The sequence below is a fragment of the Streptomyces sp. NPDC046203 genome (assembly GCF_040646255.1).
Taxonomy (GTDB): domain Bacteria; phylum Actinomycetota; class Actinomycetes; order Streptomycetales; family Streptomycetaceae; genus Streptomyces.
This window is the reverse complement of record NZ_JBEYZX010000001.1, coordinates 395,171-420,986: the sequence shown is the minus strand read 5'-3', so window position 1 is coordinate 420,986 and position 25,816 is coordinate 395,171. Positions and strand designations below refer to the sequence as shown.

Here is a 25,816-nt window from a genome sequence, read left to right as displayed (position 1 = left end):
GGTGGCTTCGATGGCTCTGGTGGGTCCGATGAGGTCGGGCCGGAAGTGCATCGTCCGATGATCGCGCCGGACGGGCGGCCCCCTCAAGAAACGGGGACACCGTCTTTCCGATGGTGTCCATCGACGGTGCCGATCGGCCGACGGCGCCCCCTTCCACGGCACATCGATTTCCTCGATCTCTCCCATCGGAATCGCCGTCGGCGAACATTTGACCAGCAAGTTTCCTTGACCGAGGCTGAGTTGCGGTCCTCGGGGCGACGCTCACGAAGCGTCGGCGACGGGGCGCACGGAAAGAACGACCGCACACGGCTTCGGGGGCTCCTCATGCGGCAGTTGGTGAAAGTGGTGGGCATCGGCGGTTCCCGCCGGTCCGGTTCACGGGCCGAACGGGCGCTGCGCCTGGTGCTCGACGAGGCCGGACGGCTGGGCGCGGAGACCCGGTTGATCCCGGGTGCCGATCTGGTGCTTCCGCTCTTCGATCCGGCCGGGGCCGAACGTCCGGCCGCCGCGGAGCGGTTGCTCGCCGAGGTGGCCGAGGCCGACGGGATCGTGATCGCCAGTCCCGTCTACCACGGCGGAGTCACCGGCCTGTTGAAGAACGCCCTGGATCACCTGGAGGCGCTGCGCGGCGACGAGCGGCCCTATCTGAGCGGGCGGGCGGTCGGCACGCTCGCGGTCGGCGCGGGCTGGCAGGGCGCGATGACCACGCTGTCGGCGCTGCGCGACACCGTGCACGCGCTGCGCGGCTGGAACACCCCGCTGGGCGTGGCGGTGAACACCGGTGTCACCGGTTTCTCTCCCGACGGCGCCTGCACGGATCCCCACATCCGGGCCCAACTGGCCACCATGGCCCACCAGGTGGTCGAGTTCGCGGTGGCCCGGCGGGCACCGCTGACGGCGGAGCGGGCGGAGCCGGCGCTCCAAGCGGGCTGACCGACGACCCGGCCGTGGCCGGGTCCGTTTCCCCGGCGCCGGTGTACGCGGAGGCCGCGCCCTCCCCGCCTGGCGGACCGCCTGACGGACCGTCATCGGACCCCCATCGCCGGACCGGCTTCGGTCCCCGGGCGTCCCCACACGCCACCCCGCTCGCCTCACCCGTCACGCACACACGCGCTCCGACAGGGATTCACTTGACACACCGCATCGACACACCCGCCGGACCGGACGGATCCGCCGGCCCCGACAGGCCCGGCGGGTCCGGCCGCCCCGGCGCCTCCGAGACGCCCCTGGACCGCTGGATCCGCCGCTTCCCTCCCTACCGGACGGCGGAGCACACCCTGGTGTGCTTCCCCCACGCGGGCGGCGCGGCCAGCTACTACCACGCCCTCTCGACGGCGCTCGACCCCGACATCGAACTCCTGGTGATCCAGTATCCGGGGCGCGAGAACCGGCTGTTCGAGGAGCCGGTGCGGTCGCTGGAGGCGATGGCGGACGCGGTGGCCCGGGCGCTGGCCGCCCACGGGGTCGAGCGGCCGGTGTTCTTCGGCCACAGCATGGGCGCGCTCGTGGCCTTCGAGACGGCCCGCCGGCTGTCCCGTACGGCGTCCCGGCCCACCGCGCTCGTCGCCTCGGCCTGTGCCGCGCCCTCCCATCACGAGGCGCGCGCCGAGCGGCTCGACGGAGCCGGCGAGGAGGCGGACACCGCGGTGCTCGCCCGGATCATGGGCCTCGGCGGCACGCGTCCGGACGTGGCGGAGCACGAGGAGCTGATCCGGCTCTGTCTGCCCGCGCTGCGCGCCGACTTCGCGGCCCTGGAGCGGTACCGGGTGGCACCGGAGGTGACCGTGCCCTGTCCGATCACCGTGTTCGCGGCCGACGACGACCCCAGCCTGCCGCCGGCCGACGCCGGCCTCTGGGGCCGCCATTCGGCGGCGGGCCCCGCCGGCGTGCATGTCTTCGAGGGCGACCACTTCTACTTCCGGGAGCGTCCCGGGCCGTTCCTGGAGCTGCTGCACCGTACGGTGCGCGAGGCGGGCCGGGGGGTGGCGTTCGCATGACCGCGAGTGGCTTTGTCATGGAGGAGCTGGCCCGGTTCTGGTCGGAGCTGCTCGGTACCGAAGAGCCTCGGCCCGGAGCGGAGTTCACCGCGCTCGGCGGGGACGGGGAGACGGCGACGCGGCTCGCCGGGCTGATCGACGAGGAGCTGGGGCTCACGGTGTCGCCCGCGCGTCTGCTCGGTGCGGGCACGCTCGCCGGGATGGCCGAGGTGGTGGACGCCGCGATGAAGGCGCCGCCCGCCGCATCCCCCGGCCGGGAACCGGCCTCGGACCGGGACTCGGCGCGGCTTGCGGCGCCGGCTCCGGCTCCGGCTCCGGACGCGCCGCGGGCGCTGCCGCGCGGCGCGGACGCCCGGCCCGCACTCTCCTTCGCCCAGCAACGACTGTGGTTCATGCAGCAGATCGACCCGGAGACCACGCTCTACAACGTGCCGACCGTGCTGCGGCTGCGCGGCGCGCTCGACCCGGCGGCGCTCGGCCGCGCGCTCGACGCCGTGGTGGCCCGTCACGAGGTGCTGCGCACGACGTACGCGGCGCCCGCCGGAGTGCCGTACCAGGTGATCGCGGCGCCCTCGCCTGTCCCGCTGCCCCGCACCGATGTGTCGGCGGCGGACGACCCGGAGGCGGAGGCCCGGCGGATCGCGGGCGAGGAGGCCCGGCGCGTCTTCGACCTGGCCACCGCTCCCCCGCTGGCGGCCCGGCTCGTGCGGGTCGCCGAGGACGATCACCGGCTTGTCGTGACCTTCCATCATGTGGCCGTCGACGGCGGCTCGGTGGGGGTCTTCTACCGTGAACTGGGGCTGCTCTACGGCACGCCGGAGGGACTTCCCGAGGCCCCGCTGCAGTACGCCGACCTCGCCGAGTGGCAGCGCGCGCGGCTCACCGGCGCCACCCTGGACGGCCTGATCGGCCATTGGCGCACGATCCTCGGCGAGGATCCGCGCGCGCTGGAGCTGCCGACGGACCGGCCCCGGCCGCGTCCCAAGAGCTTCCGCGGCGCCGTCGCCACCCGGCGGCTGCCCGCCGGACTCGTGCGCGCGGTACGGGCGTTCGGCAAGGAGGCGCGGGCGACGGCCAACATGACGTACCTGGCGGCGCTGTACGCCCTGCTCTCGGGCTGGTCCGGGGAGAAGGACGTGACGGTGGGCATGCCGGCCGCCGGGCGCACCCGCCCCGAACTCCAGGACCTGGTCGGCTGTCTGATCAACATGGTGCCGGTGCGGGCCGGTCTGGCCGGCGACCCCGGCTTCGGGGCCCTGACCGGCCGGGTGCGCGCGGCGGTCCTCGACGCCGCCGACCACCAGGAACTGCCCTTCGACAAGCTGGTCGAGGCACTGGTCACCCGGCGCGGCCGGGACTTCACGCCGGTGTTCCGGGTGATGTTCAGCCATCTGGGCGAGCGGCGCCCACCGGTCTTCGCCGGACTCGGGCCGTGCGAGCTGGATGTGACGGGCCCTCAGGACACGGCGAAGTACGACCTCAGTCTGTACGTGGAGGAGCGCGGCGCGGACGCCGTGGAGCTGCTCCTCGAGTACGACACGGATCTGTACGGACCGGACACGCCGGACGCGCTGCTCGCCGCGTACGAGCGGACCCTCGCGGAGGCCGTCGCCTCCCCGGACACCCCGGTCGGCGATCTGCCGGCCGTCGTGTCCTTCACCGCCACGCACCGAGAGGAAGCACGACCTTGACCGTTGACGGACGGGGCTCCGCGCCGGGGACCCTGCACACCTGGTTCGAGCGGCAGGCGGGGCTGCGCGGTGACGCCGTCGCCGTGTCGGGCCCGGACGGCCGGCTGACCTTCCGGGAGCTGGAGCGCGACGCCAACCGGCTCGCCCATCATCTGCGTTCCCTGGGCGTCGGCCCGGAGGTCCCGGTGGCGGTGCGCCTGGAGCGGACCACGACGCTGGTCACGGCGCTGCTCGCGGCGCTGAAGGCGGGCGGGGCGTATGTGCCGGTGGACCCGGCGAGCCCGGCCGAGCGGCAGACGTTCATGCTCGCCGACGCGGGTGCGGCGGTCCTGGTCACGGACCGGGCCGACGGAGTCGGCGAGGCCGGCGGGGCCGCGCACACGGTGCTCACCGGCCCGGGCGGCACCGATGTGTCCGGCTGGCCGGACGAGGCCCCGGCGGACGGTGGTGGCGCGGTCGCCGCGAACCTGGCGTATGTGATCTACACCAGTGGTTCGACCGGGACCCCGAAGGGTGTGATGGTCGAGCACCGTCAGGTGACGGCGCTTCTCACGGGAGTCCGGGAGCGTTTCGGCTTCGGCCCGGACGACGTGTGGTCGATGTTCTCGTCCGCCGCGTTCGACGTGTCGGTGTGGGAGATGTGGGGCGCACTGCTGCACGGCGGCCGTCTGGTGGTCGTCCCCGACGACGTACGCCGTTCGCCGCAGGACTTCCACGCACTGCTGCACCGCGAGGGCGTGACCGTCCTCAACCAGACGCCGGCCGCCTTCCGGCAGCTCGTCCGGTACGAGGAGGAGACCGCCGGGCGCGGCGTCGCTCCGGCCGAACTGGCCTTGCGGGTCGTGGTGTTCGCGGGAGAGGCACTGTCGCCCGGGACGCTGCGGCCGTGGCTCGCGCGGCACGGCGAGGACCGGCCCGAGCTGGTGAACATGTACGGGATCACCGAGACGACGGTGCACTCCACGTACCGGCGGATGACCGCCGCCGACCTGGCCGGCGCCGGGGACAGCCTGATCGGCGGGGCGTTCGACGGCTGGACGACGCGGGTGGTCGGGGCGGACGGCGGCCCGGCGGCGGCGGGGACGGCCGGCGAGCTGTACGTGGGCGGCGCGGGGGTGGCCCGGGGCTACCTCGGCCGTCCGGCGCTCACCGCCGAGCGGTTCCTGCCGGACCCGGAGGCGGCCGTGCCCGGCGCCCGCCGCTATCGCTCGGGCGACGGCGCCCGGGAGCTGGCGGGCGGCGACCACGCGTATCTGGGGCGGCTCGACCACCAGGTGAAGATCCGCGGCTACCGGATCGAGCCGGGCGAGATCGAGAACGCGCTCGCCGGGCATCCGGAGGTCCGCGACACCGTCGTGATCGTGGACGAGGACGCGGCGGGCGACCCGCGCCTGGTGGCCTACTGGGTCCCGGTGGGCGGGGCGGACGCGGTGGGACCGTCCGAGCTGCGCGAGCACCTGGCGCGGACGCTGCCCGCGTACATGGTGCCGAATGTGTTCGTGTCCCTGGACCGGCTGCCGCTGACCCTCAACGGCAAGGCGGACCGGCGGGCGTTGCCCGCGCCGGAGGCCGTGCGGCCCGATCTCGACGCGGACTTCGCGGCGCCGTCGACACCCGTCGAGAAGACTCTCGCCGACATCTGGGCCGGGTTGCTCTCGGTCGACCGGGTGGGACTCGACGACGACTTCTTCGAACTGGGCGGGCATTCGATGCTCGCCACCCAGGCCGTGGCCGTGGCCAAGGAGAGACTCGGGGCACCGGTGACACTGCGGCTGCTCTTCGATCTGCCGACCGTACGCGAACTCGCGGGCGCGCTGGAGGACTTGCTCGCCGCCCGGCACGACGACACCGACAAGGGGAACGCATGACCGCGCGAGAGCACGGGGCACAGCTGCCGGAGCAGTCCGTCGCCATCATCGGGATGAGCGGACGCTTCCCCGGGGCCCCCGATGTCGAGGCGCTGTGGCGGCTGGTGACGGCCGGCGCCGAGGGCGCCACCCGCTACACCGACGAGGAGCTGCTCGAAGCGGGGGTCTCGAAGGAGCTGCTCGCCGATCCGGCACTCGTCAAGTCCGGTTTCCCGCTGGAGGGTTACGACCGGTTCGACGCGGCCTTCTTCGGGATCACCCGCTCCGAGGCCGAGCTGATGGACCCGCAGCACCGGCTGTTCCTGGAGACCTCGTGGCAGGCGCTGGAGCGGGCCGGCTACCCGGCGGGTTCGTGCGACGCGCGGACGGGTGTGTTCGCGGGCGTCTCGGGCAGCGGCTATCTGCGCGAGCGGATCCCGCACGGCGGCGCGGACGGCCGGGTGTCGGACGAGATCCAGGTGGCCGTCGGCAACGACCCGGGCACGCTGAGCCTGCGGGTGTCGCACCGGCTTGGTCTGACCGGGCCGAGCTTCACCGTGCTGAGCGCCTGCTCGTCGTCGCTGGTCGGCGTGCACCTGGCGGTGCAGTCGCTGCTGTCGCGGGAGTGCGACACGGCGCTCGCGGGCGGTGTGGCGGTCCGGGAGTTCGAGCCGCGCGGCTACCGCTACGAGGAGGGCGCGATCCTGGCCCGGGACGGGCACTGCCGCCCGTTCGACGCCGAGGCGAGCGGCACCGTGTCCGGTGACGGCGTGGCCGTCGTCGTACTGAAGCGGCTCGAGGACGCGCTGGCGGACGGCGACCATGTGCACGCGGTGATCCGCGGCTCGGCGGTCAACAACGACGGAGCCGCGAAGATCGGCTTCACCGCCCCGTCGGCACGAGGACAGGCGGAGGTGGTCTCCGAGGCCCTGGCGGTCGCCGGGATCGAGCCGGGTTCGGTCCAGTACATCGAGGCGCACGGCACCGCCACCCCGCTGGGCGACCCCATCGAGGTACAGGCGCTCACCGAGGTCTTCGGCACCGAACTGCCTGCGGGTTCGGTCCACTTGGGTTCGGTGAAGTCCAACATCGGCCATCTGGACGCGGCGGCCGGGGTGACCGGTCTGATCAAGGCCGCGCTCGCCCTGGAACACCGGTATATCCCGCCGACCGCCCACTTCACCGCGCCCAATCCGCGACTCGCCCTCGACAAGGGCCCGTTCCGGGTGGACGCCGAGGGCCTGCCGTGGCCCGGGACGCAGGAGCCGCCGCGCGCCGGTGTGAGCGCCTTCGGCGTCGGCGGCACCAACGCGCATGTCGTCCTGGAGGCGGCTCCCGAGGTCGAGCGCGTCTCCTCGGACACCGGGGGCGACCGGCAGGTGCTGCCGCTGTCGGCGCGCTCCCCGGAGGATCTGCGGGCCGTCGCCGAGCGGCTCGCCGACGCCCTGGAGTCCGGTGCCGGTGCCGGTGCGAGCCTCGCGGACATCGCATACACCCTCCAGTCCGGCCGGGCGCCGCTCCCCCACCGCCGCGCCGTGGTCGCCGCCGACCGCGCCGAGGCCGCAGCCTCGCTCCGCCGGACCGTACCGGCGGCCGATCCGGTCGCGGAGAACACCGAGGCGCCCGCCACCGTGTTCCTGTTCCCGGGCCAGGGCGCGCAGTACGCGGGCATGGGTGCGGAGCTGTACCGCACCGAGCCGGTGTTCCGCGAGGCGTTCGACGCCTGTGCCGACATCCTCGCGCCGCTGATGGGCGCGGATCCGCGCGAGGTGGTCTTCGCCGAGGGCGCGGAGGCGGGCGAGCGGCTGCGGCAGACCCGCTGGACCCAGCCGGCCGTCTTCTGTGTGGACTACGCGGTGGCGCGGCTGCTGATGTCGTGGGGTGTGCGGCCGGACGCGATGACCGGGCACAGCCTGGGCGAGCTGGTCGCGGCCACACTGGCGGGCGTGTTCGGCCTGGCGGACGCGCTGAGGGTGGTGGCGCGGCGGGCCGGGCTGATGCAGGATCTCGCGCCCGGCCGGATGCTGTCCGTGCTGCTCGACGAGCGGGCGGCCACCGAGGCGATCGAGGGCACGGGGGCCGTGGTCGCCGCCGTCAACGCGCCCGGTTCGTGCGTGGTCGCCGGCACTCCCGAGGAGGTCGCCGCGGCGCGGCGGGTCCTTGCGGCCCGGGGGATCTCCGTGAAGGAACTGGAGACCTCCCACGCCTTCCACACCCGGCTGGTCGAGCCGGCGCTGCCCGGGCTCGCCGAGGTGCTGCGCTCGGTGACCCTGAACAAGCCGTCGATCCCGTTCCTGTCCAATGTGACCGGCACCTGGATCACCGACGAGCAGGCCACCGACCCGGAGTACTGGGTGGCGCACACCCGGCGGCCGGTGCGGTTCGCCGACGGCGTCTCGGTACTGGCCCGGCGCGGGCCCGTGGTCATGGTCGAGGCCGGCCCCGGCAGCCAGCTGAGCGGTCTGGTCCGCGCCCACGGCGAGCCGCTGCCGGTGGTGACGCTGCTGCGCCGCCCGCGCGACGGGGCCGCCGTCCCGGCCGAGGGCCACGCGCTGCGCGAGGGCCTCGGCGAGCTGTGGCGCCACGGTGTGGCGGTCGACTGGGCGGCGTTGCACGGCGGCCGGTTCCGGCGCCGGGTGCCGCTGCCCGCCTACCCGTTCCGGGGGCCGAGCCATCTGCTCCCGGGGCCGGAGAACCGCGGCGCGGTCGGTGTCCGCCGGGACCCGGCGCGCTGGACGTACGCCCCGGTGTGGCACCCCGCTCCGCTGCCTGCGGCCGGACGGCCCGGGGCGGACGGGGAGCCGGGCGTGGCCCCGTCGACCTGGCTGGTGCTCGCCGACGGGCGCGGGCTCGCCGACGAGGTAGCGGCCGGGCTGCGCGCGGCCGGGCACTCGGTCGTCACCGTCCGCGAGGGCGCCGGCTACGCACGTTCAGGCCAGGGCGAGTTCACCGCCGCCCCGGCGTCGGCGGACGATCTGCCGCGAGTCGTACGGGAGTTGCGCGGCGACGGCGTCCTGCCCGACCGGGTGCTGCACGCCTGGTCGGTCCTCGGGGCGGAGCCGGACGGCGGCGGACGCGGTGCCGCCGAGCGTCACGCGCTCGCGCTGGACCGGGGTTTCCACGCCCTGGTGGGCCTCGCGCAGGCCTTCGGCGAGTCGGGCGAGGACCGCCCGGTGCGGTTCGACGTCGTCACGGACGATCTCCAGGACGCGTACGGCACGGCCGTGGTGCGGCCGGAGCGGGCCACCGTGTTCGGCGCGGTGACCGTGCTGCCGCAGGAGTACACCTGGCTGTCCTGCCGGACCGTGGACATCTGTTCCGCCGACGACCCGGGTACGGTCGCGGGTCTGCTCGTCGCCGAACTGACCAGGCGGGGCGAGCCGGACGGGCCGGGCGGGCGGTCGCCGGTGGCGTACCGGGGCGGGCGGCGGCTGCTGCGGGCGTTCGCGCCCGTCGCTCTCGCACCCGTGGCGGCGGAGCGGGCCTGGCCCGAGGGTGCCGGCTTCGTGGTGACCGGGCTGCCCGGCGAGGCGGGGCTGAGTTTCGCCGAGCATCTGGCGGAGTCGGGGGCGCGGCTGCTGCTCGTGGGCGATGCCGAGGTGCCCGACGGCGGACGTCTCGCGGCGCTGCTCGCGGACCGGCCGGACCGTGTCTCGTACCGCGTGGCGGATCTCACCGACCCGGAGCGGGTGCGTGACGTCCTCGCCGGGGCGGCGGAGTTGTTCGGCGCGGACGGGCTGCGCGGGGTGCTGCACTTCCCGGAGGCGCGGGGTTCGGGTCTGGTCGCCCTGAAGACCCGGGAGGACTTCGACGCGGTCCTCGCCGCGCGGGTGCGCTCCACGCTGCTGCTGGACGAACTGCTCGCGGACCGGCCGGAGGTGTTCCTGTTCGTGGGTTCGTCGACGACCGGGGTCATCGGCGGCTTCGGCCAGTCCGAGAACACCGCGGCCGCCGCGTTCACCGACGCCTGGGCGCAGGCCGCGGCGGACGCCGGGCGCACGGCGGTGGCGTTCGACGTGGCGCAGTGGGTGTGGGACGACTGGTTCGAGCAGCAGATGGCGGGGCTGCCGGAGGTACGGGCCGGCTACGAGCGGCTGCGTCACGAGCAGGGTGTGCCGGTGGCCGAGGGGCTGGGCCTGGCCCGCGCGGCGCTGGCCGGCGGACTCCCGCGGGTCGTGGTGTCGCGGGCGGACTTCCAGGACGTGCTCGCCGACCAGGCGGGTCTGACGGCGTCCTCGTTCACCGACACGCTCGGTGGCGGGCGGCAGGCGGCCGACGACGGCTGGGACCCGGCGACGGTGTGGCCGGACGACGAACTGGCCCAGTCGGTGGCCCGGGTGTGGCGGGACATGCTCGGCGCCTCGCCGATCGGTCCGGACGACGACTTCTACGAGCTGGGCGGCAACTCGCTGTTCGCCATCCAGATCGTGAGCCGGCTGCGCGCGCTGCACGGCGACTTCCCGATGAGCGCCGTCTTCGAGGCGCCGACCGTGGCCGGCCTCGCGGCGGCGATCCGGTCGCACCAGGCGGAGGCGATCGGCATGGACGAGTTCGAGGCGCTGCTGCGCGAGATCGAGGGCCTGTCGGCGGACGAGGCCGAGGCGAAGCTGAAGGGTGAGGCGTGACGATGGCCGGGGAAGCGACCCAGACGAACGATGCGACCGGTGCGACCGGACCCACCGGATCGACCGGTGGCGCCGGGGCGGCGGAGCCGGATGCTTCCGGGGCCGCGCGGCGGCTCCAGGAGCGCCTTGCCTCGCTGTCGCCGAGCCAGCGCGCCGTACTGGAGAAGCAGTTGCGGGAGCGGGGCCAGAAGGCGCCCGAGGAGGTGGGCGGCGGCGAGCGGGAGCGTACGGCGAAGGCGGCCGTGCCGCGCCGCTCGCGCCGGGCGGACAGCCGGATGGACTTCAGTCTGTTCTTCTTCTCCGGCGACGGCACGGCGGCCGGCCCGGGGAAGTACCAACTCCTGCTGGACAGCGCCCGGTTCGCGGACCGCAACGGCTTCAGCGGCATCTCCGTCCCGGAGCGGCACTTCGTCGACTTCGGCGGTCTGTACCCGAACCCGTCGGTGCTCGCGGCGGCCCTCGCCATGGTGACGGAGCGGATCCAGCTCCGGGCGGGCAGCACGGTGCTGCCGCTGCACCATCCGGTGCGGTCGGCCGAGGAGTGGGCGGTCGTGGACAACCTGTCGGGCGGGCGGGCCGCGATCTCCGCGGCCTCCGGCTGGCACCCGGACGACTTCGTCCTGGCGCCCGGTGACGGGCAGGCCCGCTATCCGCACCGCAAGGAGGAGATGTTCGATGCGATCGACACCATCCGCCGGCTGTGGGCGGGCGACAGCGTCGAGGTCCCGCGCACCGACGGCTCCACGCAGCGCGTGCGTTCGCTGCCCCGGCCGATCCAGGCGGAGCTGCCGGTGTGGGTGTCGGCGCAGGGCAGCCCGGAGACGTTCGTCCGGGCCGGGGAGATCGGCGCGAACCTGCTGACCGGTCTGGTGGCGCAGCGCCCCGCGGATCTGAAGGAGAAGACCGCCGCGTACCGGGAGGCCCGCGCGAAGGCCGGACACGATCCGGACACCGGCATCGTCACGGCCATGGTGCACACCTTCCTGTGGCCCGACGAGGAGGAGGCGCGGGAGCTGGTCCGCGGCCCCCTGACCGGCTATCTGAAGACGTTCCTGGCCCAACAGGACAACATCGGCGGCGAGTTCTCCCAGCTGGGCGAGGAGGGGCAGGAGGCCATGCTGAACGCCACCTTCGCCCGCTACTTCGACTCCCTCGCGCTGCTCGGCACGCCCGACAAGTGCGAATCGCTGATCGAGGACATGGTGGACATCGGGGTGAACGAGGTCGCCTGTCTCGTCGACTTCGGGCTGGAGCCGGACGTGGTGCTCAAGGGCCTGGAACACCTCACCGAACTGAAGGACCGCTACCGGTCCGCGGAAGGGCGGCAGTCGTGAGCGACTTCGCAGACCGGCTCGCCGGACTCACCCCGGCCCAGCGCGCCCTGCTGGACCGTACGATGCGCGAGCGGGCCACGCGCGCCTCGGCCGCACCCGTGCTCGGCCCGGTGACCCGGCGTACGGCCGACGGTCCGGTGCCGCTCACGGTGGACCAGGAACGCATCTGGCTCATCCACCAGTTCGACCCCGAAGACCCCGTCTACACCGTGCACTTCACGTCCAGGCTGCTCGGCGCCCTCGACGTGGCCGCGCTGCAGCGGGCGGTGGACTCCTTCGTCGCGCGGCACGAGGCGATGCGCACCACCTTCGCGCAGGACGGCGACAAGCCGGTGCAGCTGGTGCATCCGTCGATGGAGGTGCCGATCCGGCAGGTGGATCTGCGGTCCCTGGCGGCAAAGCTGCGCGAGCCGGAGATGGAGCGGCTCGCCGAGGAGGAGCTGCGCGCCCCCTTCGACATCGTCGCGGGCCCGCTGCTGCGGGTGACCCTGATCCGGCTCGCCGAGGAGGAGCACGTGCTCGTCGGCGCGGTGGACCATCTGGTCTGGGACCGCGGTTCGATGGGCATCTTCAACGCGGAGATCGCCGAGTTCTACTCGGCGTACGCCACCGGACGCGAGCCGGAGCTCCCGGAGTTGGAGGTCCACTACCCGGACTACGCGCTGTGGCAGCCGGACTGGCTGCGCGAGGAGGTCGCGCGCCGGCACGTGCCGTACTGGAAGAAGCAGCTCGCCGGCGCCGGCGCGGTGCTCGAACTGCCGACGGACCGGCCGCGCCCGCCGGTGACGACCTCGAACGGCGCCCGCCACCAGTTCCCGTTCACCCCGGAGCTGACCGGCGCGGTGAAGGAGCTGGCGAAGCGCGAGGGCGTGTCGGTCTTCGTGCTGCTGCTCGCCGCCTGGGAGGTGCTGCTGCACCGGCTGTCCGGGCAGGACGACATCCTGGTCGGCACCACCTCCTCCACCCGCGGCCGGCCCGAGATCGAGCCGATGGTGGGCTACTTCCTCACCGTCCTGCCGCTGCGCTCGACGCTGCGGCCCGGGATGACGGTGCGCGAGCTGCTGGCCGCGACCCGCACCACGATGATGGGCGCGTTCGACCACCACGACATCCCGTTCGGCACGCTCCTCGACGAGCTGGACCTCGACCGCGACCCGAGCCGCACGCCGCTGTACCAGTCGTCGTTCATCCTGGTGGACTTCCACTACGAGGAGCAGGCGCCGATGGCGGGCCTGCGGGTGGAGGAGCTGACCCTCGACAACCGGACGGCGAAGGACGACGTGATGCTGGGCGTCTTCGACGACCCGGGCATCGCCGAGGACCACTTCCACTGCCTCTTCGAGTACAACACCGATCTGTTCGACGACGCCACGATGGCGCGCTTCGCCCGCCAGTACACCCGGCTCGTGGAGCAGTTCGTCGCCGACCCGGGCACGGCGGTGGCGGATCTCTCGCTGGTCGGCGCCGAGGAAGCCCACCGGATGCTGGTGGAGTGGAACCGTACCGGCGCCGAGCGGGAGTCCGGGGTCACCCTGGACGCTCTGATACACCGCCAGGCCGAGGCCACGCCGGACGAGGTCGCCGTCTCCTTCGGTGAAGAGTCCCTCACCTACGCGGAGTTGACGGAGCGGGCCGGGCGTCTCGCCTCGTATCTGCGCGGCCGGGGCGTCACCGAGGAGACCGTGGTCGGCGTGTGCCTCGACCGTTCGGCCGACCTGCTCGTCGGACTGCTCGGCGTACTCATGGCCGGCGGCGCCTATCTCCCGCTCGACGCCGGTCATCCGGCGGCCCGGCTCGCCGACACGACCGCCGATGCCGGTGCGCGGATGGTACTGACCCACTCCGCCCATCTGGACGTGCTCGCGGATTGTCCGGGCGAGCGGGTCTGTCTGGACACCGACGCGGCGGCCATCGCCGCCGCGCCGTCCGGGCCCCTGCCCGTGGCGACGGCCGAGGACCGGCTCGCGTACGTCATCTACACCTCCGGCTCGACCGGCCGCCCCAAGGGCGTCGAGGTCACCCACCGCAATCTGGTCAATCTGCTGATCGCCATGGCCGGCGAGACGGGCCTCGGCCCCGGTGACACCCTCGCCGCCGTCACCCCGGTCACCTTCGACATCTCCGGTCTGGAGCTGTACGCGCCGCTGATCTCCGGCGCCCGGACGCACATCGTGCGCAAGGAGGAGGCCGTCGACGGGCGCAGGCTCGCCGAGGTGCTCGCCGAGACCGGCGCGACCTTCCTCCAGGCCACCCCGGCGACCTGGCAGCTGCTGGTGGAGGCCGGCTGGGAGAACGACGGCGGGCTCACCGCCCTGGTCGGCGGCGAGGCGCTGCCGCCGTCGCTCGCCGCCGCCCTGGTCCGCGAGCCGGGCCGCACCTGGAACGTGTACGGCCCGACGGAGACCACCATCTGGTCCACCGCGCACCGGCTGGACAGCGGCACCGAGCAGATCTCCATCGGCCGTCCGCTCGCCAACACCCAGGTGTACGTGCTCGACGAGCACCTCGCCCCGGTGCCGGTCGGCGTCCCGGGCGACCTGTACCTGGGCGGCACGGGCGTGGCCCGCGGCTACCGGGGACGGCCCGCGCTGACGGCGGAGCGGTTCGTGCCCGACCCGTTCTCCGGCCGCCCGGGCGCGCGGCTGTACGCCACCGGCGACAAGGCGCGGCTGCGCGAGGACGGCACCCTGGTCTTCCTCGGCCGCGACGACGGCCAGGTGAAGCTGCGGGGCTTCCGGATCGAACTCGGCGAGATCGAGGCCCGCCTGGAGCAGCACCCGGCCGTGCGGCGCGCCGTCGCCCTGGTCCGCGAGGACCGGCCCGGCGACAAGCGCCTGGTCGGCTATGTCGAGGCCGGCGAGGATACGGCGCCGTCGCAGGAGGAACTGCGGGAGCTGCTGCGCGGTTTCCTGCCCGACTACATGGTCCCGTCGGTCGTCGTCCGGCTCGACTCCTTCCCGCTGGGCACCAGCGGCAAGATCGACCGCCGGGCGCTGCCCGCGCCGGTGGCCGAGCGCACGGCCGGCTACGTCCCGCCGCGCGACGCCCTGGAGCTGGAGGTCGCACGTATCTGGGAGGAGGTCCTCGGGGTCTCGCCGGTCGGTCTGCACGACGGGTTCTTCGAACTCGGCGGGCACTCGCTGCTCGTGCTGCGGCTGATGGCGGAGATCGAGCGCCGCTACGACCACCGGCTGCCGATGGCGGCGATCTTCCGGGGCGCGACCGTGGAGCGTTTCGCACGGATGCTGCGCGAGGGGTACGCCGAGGAGGACGGCGTCCACCTGGTGGAACTCGGCGGGGCGGCGGGCGGCGCCGACCGGGCGAAGAGCCCGGCGGCCCCGGTGTTCTTCGCCCACCCCGCGGGCAGCGAGGTGGTCTGCTACATGCCGTTCACCGGCCTCGTCGAGGGCGGCCGGCCGGTGTACGCGCTCGCCTCGCCGCCGCCGGTGGACGGCCGGCTGCCGTTCGACGGCTTCGGCGAGCGGGCAGCGGCCTACGCGCGGCTGATCCGCGAGACGCAGCCCGAGGGCCCGTACACCGTGGCCGGCTGGTGCTACGGCGGCGCCAACGCCTACGCGGTCGCCGCCGAGCTGGAGAAGGACGGCGCGGACGTGTCCGTGATCATGATGGACTCGCACGCCCCGGCGGTCGTCCCCGAGGGCGACGAGCCGGACCGCGCCGACATCGTGGAGGCCGTCGCCGCCAATCTCCAGTGGGACTACGGCGACCGGCTGAAGCCGGTGGACGAGCTGCGCGGGATGTCCCCGGACGAGCACCTCGACTATCTGCTCGGCCTGGCCCGGGCCTCGGACTATCTGCCGCCGGACGCCGGGCGCGAGCAGATCGCGGACGTGCTCGACCTGTGGGTGGCCAATCTGCGGCTGCTGTGGAACTTCCGCCCGGACGCCGTCAAGGGCAGGGTCACGCTGATCCGCGCGGCGGAGGAGGAACACGACCCGTCCGGCTCCTGGCGGGAGCTGACGGGCCGGGACATCGACGTCCGCACGGTGGCCGGAAACCACTACACGATGATGCGCCATCCGCACGTCGAGGGCGTCGCGGACGTCCTCAACGAGGTGCTGCGCAGCACGGCGGGCACGGACGAGAACGGTGGCACGCATGCTTGAACTGCTCAAGGACCGCACGTACATCCGCTACTGGCTGGCGGTCGTGGCGTCCTTCCTGGGTGACGCCATCACCAAGATCACCCTGATCTACGTGGTGGCGACCGAGACGTCGAACCCGGTCCTGTACGTATCCCTGGTCGTCATCGCCCAGCTGCTGCCGTCCGGTGTCCTCGGCGCCTTCGTCGGGCCGCTGGCCGACCGGGTGCCGGCCCGGGTCCTGATGGTCGGCTCGGACCTGGTCCGGGCCGTCCTGGCACTGCTCATGATCGCCGTCCGGGACTCGCCGCTGCCGCTGCTGGCACTGATCCTGCTGAGCGGCATCGGCAAGGCGTTCTTCGAGACCGCGCGGATCAGCGCGATCCCGCTGATCGTGCGCGGCCACAGCATCCCCACGGCGGTGGCGCTGTTCCAGTCGACCAACCACACCCTGAACCTGGTCGGCCCCGCCCTCGGCGGCATGCTGCTCGCCCTCGGCAGCGTCCCGGTGGTCTTCGTCGCCGACGCCGCGACCTTCGTGGTCTCGGCGCTGCTGCTCGGCTCCATGGCCGTACTGAAGGAGGTGCCCGTGCCGGCCGCGGCGGGTGTCACCCGCGAGTCGTACTGGCGGTCGCTGCGGGTCGGGCTCGGCGGGGTGATGGCCGTGCCGTCGCTGCGCTTCCTCGCCGTCGTGCTCGTTCCGGTGATGCTGGCCCTCGGCCTGTTCTCCACCAACCTCAACACCCAGTTGCTCTCCGGCTTCCGCCTCGGGGCGTTCGACTACGGCCTCGCGCAGGCCGGGTTCGGCGCCGGCGCGGTCGTCGGGGCGCTGGTCGGACCGCCGCTGGTGCGCCGGGCCGGCGACCGGAAGCTGCTGGTCTGGTCGATCGCGCTGTTCGCCGTGTCGCTGCTGCTGCTCGCCCCCACGGAGCGGCTGCACGACACCCTGGGCGTCGCGGTCGTGCTGCTGTGGTGCCTGCTGGCGGGTCTCGGCTCGGGACTCTTCCAAGTACCGGTCGCCAACACCCTGCTCAGCGATCTGCCCGAGGAGCTGCGCGGCCGAGGCGTCGGTCTGCTCAACGCGCTCATGGTCAACTTCATGATCATCGGTGTGGTGGTCGGCGGTGCCGCCGCCGATCTGGCCGGCATCGGCTGGTCCATCGTCCTCACCGGAGCGGTGCTGCTGTCCGTCGCGATCGTACTCGCCGTCTCCCCGCTCGGCCGAAGCCGCGTCGCCGCCCCGGAATCGGAGGCCGTCTCATGACCCCCCACGTGCCTGCCGGGGAGCAGCTGCTCCCGCTCACCCGGGCCCAGAGCCGACTGTGGACGCTCGCGCATCTGCGCCCGCGCGACCCCTTCTTCAGCGTGCCCTTCGCCCTCGACATCGAAGGCCCGCTGGACGAGGGCGCGCTGGGCCGCTCGCTCGCCGAACTCGTACGCCGGCACCCCGCGTTGCGGGTCCGGATCGTCCGGGGAGCCGATGGCGAGCCCGTCCAGTCGGTGCTCGGCGCCGCGTCCGGCACCCCGGCGATGCCCGTCGCCGAGCCGGTGGACGAGTCCGAAGCGGCCGTGCTCGCCGCGAAGTTCGCGGCCGAGCCCTTCGACGTCGACGGCGGTCCGCTGCTCCGGCTGCGGCTGCTCCGGCTCACCGGCTCCGCGGCCCCCGCGCACCGGCTGCTCGTGGCCGTCCACCACATCGTCTTCGACGGAGCCTCCCTCACCCTCTTCACCGATGAACTGACCGCGCTGTACGGGGCGTTCACCGAGGGCCTGCCCTCGCCGCTGCCGGAACCGGCGGTGGCGTACGGCGACTTCCTCGCCGCCCGCACCGCGCACGACGAGCGGGACCGCGCCGACAACCTCCGCTACTGGACCGCCCGGCTGGCCGGCGCGCCCCTGGTCACGGAACTTCCCGTACGGGCCCCGCGCGGCCCGGCGGCCGGGCACACCGGGGACCGCCACACCGCGCTCGTACCGGCCGCCGTCGTGGAGCCGCTGCGGGCCCTGGCACGGGGGAAGCGCGCCACCCTGTACATGGTGCTGAAGGCCGCCGTGGACGTGGTGCTCCGCGCGTACGGCACCACCGACGTCCTCACCGGCATGGCCGTGTCGGGCCGCGACACCGTCGAGTCCGCCGGGCTCGTCGGCTATCTGACGCGCCCGGTCGTACTGCGGGCGGATCTGTCGGACGACCCGGAGTTCACCACGCTCCTCACCCGGGTGCGCGGCGACCTCCTCGACGCGCTCGACCACGCCGATCTCCCGGTCGACGAGGTCATCGACGCCCTCGGCATCCCCCGCGATCCCAGTCATCATCCGCTCTACCAGGTCATGTACACCCATCAGCCGGCCTCGACCGAGCGCCGGGCGGGCGGCGCGGTCTTCCGCGCCGGCGAGCTGCGACTGCCCACCACCAAGGCCGATCTGGCGATCGACACCCTGGAGACCGCCGACGGCGGGCTGCTCGCGGTGGCCGACTACCGGGCCGACCTGTTCGACACCGCCACCGCCGGGCTGCTGCTCGACCGGCTGCGGACCGTCCTCGAACGCGTCGGCGCGGACCCGGCCCTGCGGGTGTCGGAGCTGCTGCGGCCGGACGAGGCCCAGCACCGGGCGCTGCTGGCGGCGGGAAACCCGGCGGCCGGCGACGCTCCCTTGGAGGAGTGCGTCCACGCGCTGGTCGCCGCCCAGGCGGCGCGGACCCCGGACGCGGTCGCCGTGGCCGCCGGGCCGCGCACCTGGAGGTACCGCGAGCTGGAGGCGGCGGCGGAGCGGCAGGCGGCGCGGCTGCGCGAGCTGGGGGTCGGTCCGGAGGTGCGGGTCGGCGTCTGCGCCCCCGTCTCCTTCGCCCTGATCGCCGCCGAACTGGCCGTCTGGAAGGCGGGCGGCGTCTGTGTCCCCCTGCCCTTCGACCTCCCCGCCTTCCTGCTGCGGCTCGCGGTGGCCGACGCGGATCTCGGGGTCGTCCTGGCGGACCCGGTGGCCGCACCGCTCTTCGACCACACGCAGGTCGCGGTGGTGGAGGCGGACCCCGACGGTTCCGCCTCCCCGGACGGCCCGCCCGTCACCGGTGCGGAGCCGGACGTCCGTCCCCGGAACGCCGCCGCCGTGCTGCGTACCTCCGGCGCCACCGGCGAGCCGCTGCCCGTGGTCCTGGAGCACCGGCAGCTCGCGTCCCGGCTGCGCTGGGCCGCGCGCGAACTGCCCGCCGGGGCACTGGACTTCGTGGTACCGGTGGGGGCGCCGGACGCGCCGGGCGCCGTCTTCGAGCTGTTCGCTCCGCTGGTGCGCGGCGGCCGGGTCGTGATTCCCCTCGGGGAGGCGACCGGCACGGTGTACGCGGCGCCGTCGGCGCTCGACTCCCTCGCCGATACCGGGGCCGAACCCGGGGTCGGGCCCGGGATCACGCCCGCGCACGTCCTCGCGGCGGGTGAGCCGTGGGGCCCGGTGCGGCTGCCCGGCGTGGCCGTGCACCGGCTGTACGCGGCGGCCGAGACGGGCGGGCCCGCGCTGGCCGCCCCTGCCGGGGACGGCGGGACCTCGGAGCTCGGCGCTCCGGCCGGCGCCACCGCGTACGTCCTCGACCGCACGGGCCGCCTCGCGGCGCCCGGGGTCGTCGGCGAACTGCACATCGGCGGCGCCGCCGTCGCCCGGGGCTACCTGGGCACCCCCGGGACGACCGCCGATCGGTTCCGGCCCGACCCGTACGGTACGGAGCCGGGCGGCCGGCTCTTCGCGACCGGCGACCTGGCGCGATGGACGCCCGGCGGGCGGCTGGAGTTCGCCGGGCGGGCCGTCGACCGGACGACGGTCGCGGGGGTCCGGGTGGCCGCGGTGGACGTCCGTACGGCGCTGCTCGCCCACCCCGGCGTGGGCCGGGCCGAGGTGGTCGTGGCCGCCGGGCCGCCGGGAGCCCCCACCGGCCCGGCGGGATCCGGGGCACCCGCCGGCGCCGACGGGGTCCTGGTGGCCGCCGTCGTGGCACGGTCCGGCACCGGCCTCGGCGCCGACGCCCTGCGTGCCCATCTCGCCGGGATCCTGCCCGGCCATCTCCTGCCGGCCCGGCTGGAGGTGCTCGACCGGCTGCCGCTGCTGCCCAGCGGCCGTGCCGACCGGGCCGCGCTGCTCGACGCGGTCGCCGAGGCGGCCGGGCGGCGCACGGCACACGACACGGCCCGGGCGGCCGAGCGGCCGATGAGCAAGGTGGAGCGACTGGTCGCGGAGGCCTGGGAGCAGGTGCTCGGGCGGTCGGTCGGCGCGGAGAGCGGGTTCTTCGACGTGGGCGGCAACTCGCTTCTCCTGGTCCGGCTCCGGGACCGGCTGCGGACCGCGCTGGGCCGGGAGATCGAGGTGATCGACCTGTTCCGGCACTCCACGATCCGGGCGATGGCCGCGCACTTCGGCGACAGCGGCCCGGACCGCGACACCGAAGGAGCGGGCAGGACCGGCGGGGACGGCAGGGACGGCGACGGGGCCGCTCCGGACGCCGGCGCGGACCGGGGCCAGGCCCGGCAGCAGGCGCTGCGGGCCCGCGCCCGGGCCCGTACGGCCCGCGCCCCGCGCACCACAGGCACCACACGTACTCAAGGGGGATCACGATGACGGCGACGACACCGCAGCCCGGGCTCACCGGGGACTTCCACACCGACTCCACGGCACTGACCCGCTTCCTCGGCGATCTCGCGGGGCGATCGGCGGGCGAGCCGGCGCACGGGCCGCTGCGCACGGCGGCGCGGCTGGCGCGGCGGCGGTTCATGGAGCGGCACGCGGACCGGCTGTACGAGGAACTGACCGACGGGCGGCGGGCGTTCCACCGGCTGGACGACCTGGCGGGCGCGGCGGCCGACGCGGTGCCCGGTCTGGTCCCGACCAAGGCCGAGCTGGAAGTGGAGCGATGCCGTGCGCAGCGCGAGAAGCTGGGTCTGGAGATCGACCACGGGATCTTCTTCCAGGCCCTGCTCGACTCGGAGTTGTCGGGACGGCATCTGCTGGACGCGATGCGCCGGCCCACCGAGCGGGCGCTCGCGGCCCTCAGCGGGTTCCGGGCCACCGGCCGCGCCGACTTCGGTGTGGTCACGGTCGAACGGCGCGGTGACGTCGGCGAGGTGACCGTGGCCAACACGGCGTTCCTCAACGCCGAGGACGATCTGCTGGTCGCGGCCCTGGAGGCGGCCGTGGACCTGGTGCTCCTCGACGACTCGGTACGGGTCGGTGTGATGCGCGGCGGGCCGATGACGCATCCGCGCTACGCCGGCCGCCGGGTGTTCGGCGCCGGCATCAACCTCACCCGGCTGTACGAGGGCCGGATTTCGCTGATCGACTTCTTCCTGACGCGGGAACTCGGCTACATCCACAAGATCCTGCGCGGTCTGAGCGTGCCGGACGACGGCCGCGACTGGTGGCCGGAGCCGGTGGAGAAGCCGTGGGTGGCGGCCGTGGACTCGTTCGCGATCGGCGGCGGCGCGCAGATCCTGCTGGTCTTCGACCGGGTGATCTGCGCCGAGGGGGCGTATCTGACGCTGCCCGCGCTGCGCGAGGGCATCATCCCTGGCGTCGCGAATCTGCGGCTGCCGAGGACGGGCGGCAACCGGCTGTCCCGTCAGATGATCTTCGCGGACCGGCGGATCGAGGCGGACTCCGCCGAGGGCCGGCTGCTGTGCGACGAGGTGGTGCCCGAGGAGCGGATGGAGACGGCGGTCGCCGAGGCCGCCGCGACCCTCGCCGCCCCGGCCGTCCTGGGCAACCGGCGGGTGCTGCACGCGCACGAGGAGCCGGAGGACGAACTGCGCCGCTACATGGCGGCCTACGCGATCGAGCAGAGCCGGCGCCTGCACAGCCCCGACCTGGTCGAGAACCTGGAACGCACGTGGATATCGAGGAACCGATGACCGCCGAGACCCCCACCGCGCCGATGCTCGCGACCGCGCCCGCGTCCCTGGCCGATCCGGGTGATCCGGCCGATCCGGCGCGACAGCTCACCTTCTACCGGCGGTTCGAGAACTCGGCCCTGCGGCTGCCCGGCCGGCCCGCCCTGGAGATCGGCGACGAGGTCCTCACCTACGCCGAACTGCGGGCGCTGGCCCTGACGCTGGCCGAGCGGATCGTACGGAAGCACGGCGGCGTGCCGCGCCGGGTGGCGCTCGTCGCCTCGCGGTCCGTCGCCGCGTACGCCGGCTATCTGGCGATCCAGCGGCTGGGCGCCGGGGTGCTGCCGCTCAACCCGGACCATCCCGCGCAGCGCAATCTGGACGTGGCCCAGCGGGCCGGCGTCGAGGCCGCGCTCGTCGGCTCCCGTTCGGCGGATCTCTTCCGGGTGCTGCCCGAGCGGTACCGGCCGACCGTCCTGGAGCTGGACGACACCGAGCGGGCCGCCGGCACGCCCTCGGGCGAGATCCTTCCGCCGGTGCCGGACGACCTGGAAGCCGAGGCGTACCTCCTGTTCACCTCGGGTTCGACCGGCCAGCCCAAGGGCGTGCCGATCCTGCAGCGGAACTTCTCGCCGTTCCTCGCGCACAACATCCCGCGCTTCGGGATCGAACCCGGCTCCAGGCTGTCGGGGGTGTTCGGCCTGACCTTCGACGCGCACGCCTTCGACCTGTTCGCCACCTGGGGCGGGGGCGGCACCCTGGTGGCGCCCTCGGCCCAGGAGCTGTACCGGCCGGTCGAGTTCATCGTGGAGCGCGAGCTGACCCACTGGTTCTCGGTGCCCTCGGTGATCCGTGAGGCGCGGCGGCTCGGCTCCCTTCCGCTGGGCCGGGCGGTCACCCTGCGGCACAGCGTCTTCGGCGCCGAGCCGGTCACCCGGGAACATGTCGACCTGTGGCGCGAGGTGGCCCCGCACTCCGAGATCCACAATGTGTACGGACCCACCGAGCTGTCCCTGTGCTGCTCCAACCACCGCCTCACCGGCCCGAGTTCGTCCTGGCCGGCGTACCCGGGCGGCACGGTGCCGATCGGCACGATGTACCCGCACATGGAGGGCGTCCTCCTCGGTGAGGACGGACTGCCCGCCGAACAGGGCGAGTTGTGCGTACGCGGCCCGCAGCGCTTCGACGGCTATCTGGACCCGAGGGAGAACGCGGGCCGGTTCTGCTCGTACGAGGAGGGCACGGGTCCCGCCGTCGTGTACGACGGCTCGGAGCCGCTCACCGACCGCCACTGGTATCGCACCGGCGACCGGGTCCGCCGTGAGGACGGCGTCCTGATCCACCGCGGCCGGCTCGACCAGCAGGTCAAACTGCGCGGTCACCGGGTGGAGATCGGCGAGGTGGAGGCGGTGCTGCGGCGCCATCCGCAGGTGGTGGACGTGGCGGTGGTCGCGGTGACCGCCGAGGACGGCGAGACCGAGCTGGCCGCCGCCTACGCGGGCCGCGCGGTGGAACCGGCGGCGTTCGACGCCTGGCTGCGCGAGCGGATGCCGCTGCACATGGTGCCGGCCCGGATCCGGCTGCTCGACGGGCTGCCGCTGAACGACAACGGAAAGACGGACCGCATCGCTCTGGCGCGGATCCTCGGCACCCGGGAGGGATCATGACGGACGCGCTGGACGAGACCGCCTACTGGCGGGCCGCGCTCGACGGCCTGGAGCCGCTGGAGCTGCCGCTCGACCGGCCGGGCCCGGCGACCGCCGAGGCCGGTCCGCCCCTGGCCGGGCTTCCGGTCGACGTCCCGGCCGCGACGGCGGACGCCCTGCGCAAGACCGCGGCCGAGCTGGGCACCGGGCTGCCGGAGGTGCTGCTCGCCGCGTACGGCGCGGTGCTCGGCCGGTGGGCCCGGACGAAGGACGTGGCCGTCGGCATCCCGGCCGGCGGGAACCTGGTCGTGGTGCGCGCCGGCTTCGGGGACGGCACGTTCGCCGAGGCGACGGCGCGGGTCGCCGCGGCCGTACGGGAGGCACGGGCGCACGCCGGGACGCCGTTCGCCGAGGTGGCGGCGGCGCTCGGCGCGGGACCGGAGCACTCGGGCGGCCATCACCCGCTGGTGCGGGCGGTGTTCGGCGAGGCCGCGGCCGGATACACCGCTCCGGACGGGTTCGGCGCGCCCGACCTGGCGCTGTCCTGGGCCGACGACGAGGAGCGGGGGCTCTCGCTCCGCCTCCATCACCGGACCGCCGTCCTCACCGGGGCCACCGCCGAGCGGTTCGCGGGCTCCCTGCTCCATCTGCTGGCGGGCGTCCGCGAGCGGCCCGGCACCGCCCTCGGCAAGCTGGACGTCGTCCCGCCCGAGGAACTCGCGACCTTGCGTGCCTGGGGCAGGAACCCGGCCGCCTACCCCCGGGGCGGTACGGTCACGGGCCTGTTCGCCGTGCAGGCGGCCCGGACCCCGGACGCGGTCGCCGTCGTCTTCGGCGACGAGGAGGTCACCTACCGGGAGCTGGATATCCGGGCCGGACGGCTCGCCCGGCATCTTCGGGACCTCGGCGTGGGCCGGGACGTGCCGGTCGGGGTGTGCCTGGAGCGCGGCACCGAGCTGATCGTGGCGCTGCTCGCCGTACTGCGGGCGGGCGGGGCGTATGTCCCGCTCGATCCCGAACACCCTTCGGAGCGGCTGGAGTTCGTTCTCACGGACACGGCGGCACCGGTCGTCGTCACCCAGGAGTCGCTGCGCGGCCGGCTCGCCGGCCCGGGCCGAAGCCTCGTCGTGGTGGACACGGACCGGGCGGCGATCGCGGCGCACGAGCCCGCCGGGGGTTCCCTCGCCGGCGCGGGTCCGGACGATCTGGCGTACGTCCTCTACACCTCCGGCTCCACCGGCACGCCCAAGGGCGTGGCCGTCACGGTCGGTTCGCTGGTCAACCTGCTGTACGGGATGCGGGACACCTTCCCCGCGCCGCAGAGCGACCGGGTGCTCTTCACCACCTCCGCCACCTTCGACATCGCGGGTGTGGAGCTGTTCCTGCCGCTGGTCACCGGCGGCCGGATCGTCGGCGCCACCCGTGAGCAGGTGCACACCCCGCGTGCGCTGGCCGAGCTGATCGACCGGCATTCCGTGACGCTCGCCCAGGCCACCCCGTCGGCCTGGCGGCCGCTGCTCGACGCCCTCGGCGACACCCGGCGCGAGCTGACCGTGTTCACCGCCGGCGAAGCGCTGCCGGCCGAGTTGGCGGCACGGATGCTGCGCGCGGGCCGCCGGGTCGTCAACGGGTACGGTCCGACCGAGACCACGGTGTACGCCACGCTCGCGGAGATCACCGAGGCGGCGGGCCCGGTCCCGATCGGCCGGCCGTCCCCCAACACCGAGGTGTCGGTCGTGGACGGGCACGGCCGGCCCGTTCCGGTCGGGGTGCCCGGCGAACTCCTCGTCGGCGGCGCGGGCGTGGCCCGCGGCTACCTCGGCCGGCCGGATCTGACGGCGGAGCGCTTCGCCGGCGGTGTCTACCGCACCGGGGATCTGGTGCGCTGGCGGCCCGGCGGCGACCTGGAGTTCCTGGGACGGCTCGACCACCAGGTGAAGGTGCGCGGCTTCCGGATCGAACTCGGCGAGATCGAGGCGTCGTTGCTCGCGCACGAGGACGTGGCGGCGGCCGTGGTGACCGTGCGGGACGACGCCGTACCGGGCGAGCGGGCGCTCGTCTCGTACTGTGTGCCGGCCGCCGGGCGCACGCTCGGTGTGACGGCGTTGCGCGACTGGTGCGGGCGCACCCTGCCCGGCTACATGGTGCCCGCCCGGTTCGTCCTCCTCGACGCGCTGCCGCTGACCGGCAGCGGCAAGACCGACCGGGCGGCGCTGCCCGCCCCGGACGGCGAACGCCCCTGCCTGGAGGCGGAGTTCGTGGCACCGCGCAACGCCGCCGAGCGGGCTGTGGCCCGGGCCTGGGCCGCGGCGCTGTGGGCGGACGAGGTCGGCGCGCACGACGACTTCTTCGAACTGGGCGGCGACTCGCTGGTCGCGACCCGGGTCGCCCTGAAGCTCCAGGAGGAGTTCGGTCTGGAGATCCCGGTGCGGGTGCTGTTCGCCCGTACGACCGTGGAGTCCCTCGCGCAGGCGCTGATGACCGTGCGCCGCGGCGGCGAGTGGCCCGAGGACTGACGGCCGCCGCACCCCCGATGCCGCCAGGGCCGGGGCGGGTCTCGACCCCCCTCCCCGTCCCGGCCCTGGCCCCCCGCGGAACCCGGCCCCGAACCCGGTCGGTCGGCCGGCCGGCCGGCCGCGTATCGCCCCTCTCTTCCCTCGCTCCTCCTTCCCCTCCCCCCTTCTCTCGCCTTCCTTCGCCGTTCCG

At 74.3% G+C, this 25,816-nt stretch carries 12 protein-coding genes; all 12 read left to right on the top strand.

What is annotated here, in order from left to right; all coding sequences use genetic code 11:
* Positions 1 to 324: 324 nt before the first annotated feature.
* The 12 genes from ABZ990_RS01670 (at position 325) to ABZ990_RS01615 (ending at position 25,626) form a co-directional block, all read left to right on the top strand.
* Positions 325 to 933, top strand: coding sequence for an NAD(P)H-dependent oxidoreductase (locus tag ABZ990_RS01670; protein WP_361223551.1), 609 nt, complete (start codon positions 325 to 327; stop codon positions 931 to 933).
* Between the two features lie 197 nt (positions 934 to 1,130).
* A complete protein-coding gene (locus ABZ990_RS01665; protein ID WP_361223548.1) occupies positions 1,131 to 1,997 on the top strand; it encodes an alpha/beta fold hydrolase in 867 nt (288 codons plus the stop codon).
* A complete protein-coding gene (locus ABZ990_RS01660; RefSeq protein ID WP_361223545.1) occupies positions 1,994 to 3,688 on the top strand; it encodes a condensation domain-containing protein in 1,695 nt (564 codons plus the stop codon). Before ABZ990_RS01665 ends, ABZ990_RS01660 begins: the two co-directional genes overlap by 4 nt.
* A complete protein-coding gene (locus ABZ990_RS01655; protein WP_361223543.1) occupies positions 3,685 to 5,556 on the top strand; it encodes an amino acid adenylation domain-containing protein in 1,872 nt (623 codons plus the stop codon). The genes ABZ990_RS01660 and ABZ990_RS01655 overlap by 4 nt, the downstream gene beginning before the upstream one ends.
* Entirely contained in the window at positions 5,553 to 10,160 is a 4,608-nt protein-coding gene (locus ABZ990_RS01650) for a beta-ketoacyl synthase N-terminal-like domain-containing protein (RefSeq protein ID WP_361223540.1), read from the top strand. Before ABZ990_RS01655 ends, ABZ990_RS01650 begins: the two co-directional genes overlap by 4 nt.
* Before the next feature lie 2 nt (positions 10,161 to 10,162).
* Positions 10,163 to 11,494: a MupA/Atu3671 family FMN-dependent luciferase-like monooxygenase gene (locus tag ABZ990_RS01645; protein ID WP_361223537.1), complete on the top strand. Its 1,332-nt coding sequence runs from the start codon at positions 10,163 to 10,165 to the stop codon at positions 11,492 to 11,494.
* Positions 11,491 to 15,621: an amino acid adenylation domain-containing protein gene (locus tag ABZ990_RS01640; protein WP_361223535.1), complete on the top strand. Its 4,131-nt coding sequence runs from the start codon at positions 11,491 to 11,493 to the stop codon at positions 15,619 to 15,621. The genes ABZ990_RS01645 and ABZ990_RS01640 overlap by 4 nt, the downstream gene beginning before the upstream one ends.
* On the top strand, positions 15,614 to 16,861 hold the full coding sequence (locus tag ABZ990_RS01635) for an MFS transporter (protein WP_361223532.1): 1,248 nt from the start codon (positions 15,614 to 15,616) through the stop codon (positions 16,859 to 16,861). Before ABZ990_RS01640 ends, ABZ990_RS01635 begins: the two co-directional genes overlap by 8 nt.
* A complete protein-coding gene (locus ABZ990_RS01630; RefSeq protein ID WP_361223529.1) occupies positions 16,858 to 20,199 on the top strand; it encodes a condensation domain-containing protein in 3,342 nt (1,113 codons plus the stop codon). Before ABZ990_RS01635 ends, ABZ990_RS01630 begins: the two co-directional genes overlap by 4 nt.
* Positions 20,196 to 21,485 (top strand): enoyl-CoA hydratase/isomerase family protein, encoded by a 1,290-nt coding sequence (locus tag ABZ990_RS01625; RefSeq protein WP_361223526.1) that lies wholly within the window; start codon positions 20,196 to 20,198, stop codon positions 21,483 to 21,485. Before ABZ990_RS01630 ends, ABZ990_RS01625 begins: the two co-directional genes overlap by 4 nt.
* Positions 21,482 to 23,131, top strand: coding sequence for an AMP-binding protein (locus ABZ990_RS01620; protein ID WP_361223524.1), 1,650 nt, complete (start codon positions 21,482 to 21,484; stop codon positions 23,129 to 23,131). Before ABZ990_RS01625 ends, ABZ990_RS01620 begins: the two co-directional genes overlap by 4 nt.
* The gene (locus ABZ990_RS01615) at positions 23,128 to 25,626 is read left to right on the top strand and encodes an amino acid adenylation domain-containing protein (protein WP_361223521.1); all 2,499 of its coding nucleotides are present in this window, start codon (positions 23,128 to 23,130) and stop codon (positions 25,624 to 25,626) included. Before ABZ990_RS01620 ends, ABZ990_RS01615 begins: the two co-directional genes overlap by 4 nt.
* The last annotated feature ends 190 nt before the right edge of the window (positions 25,627 to 25,816 follow it).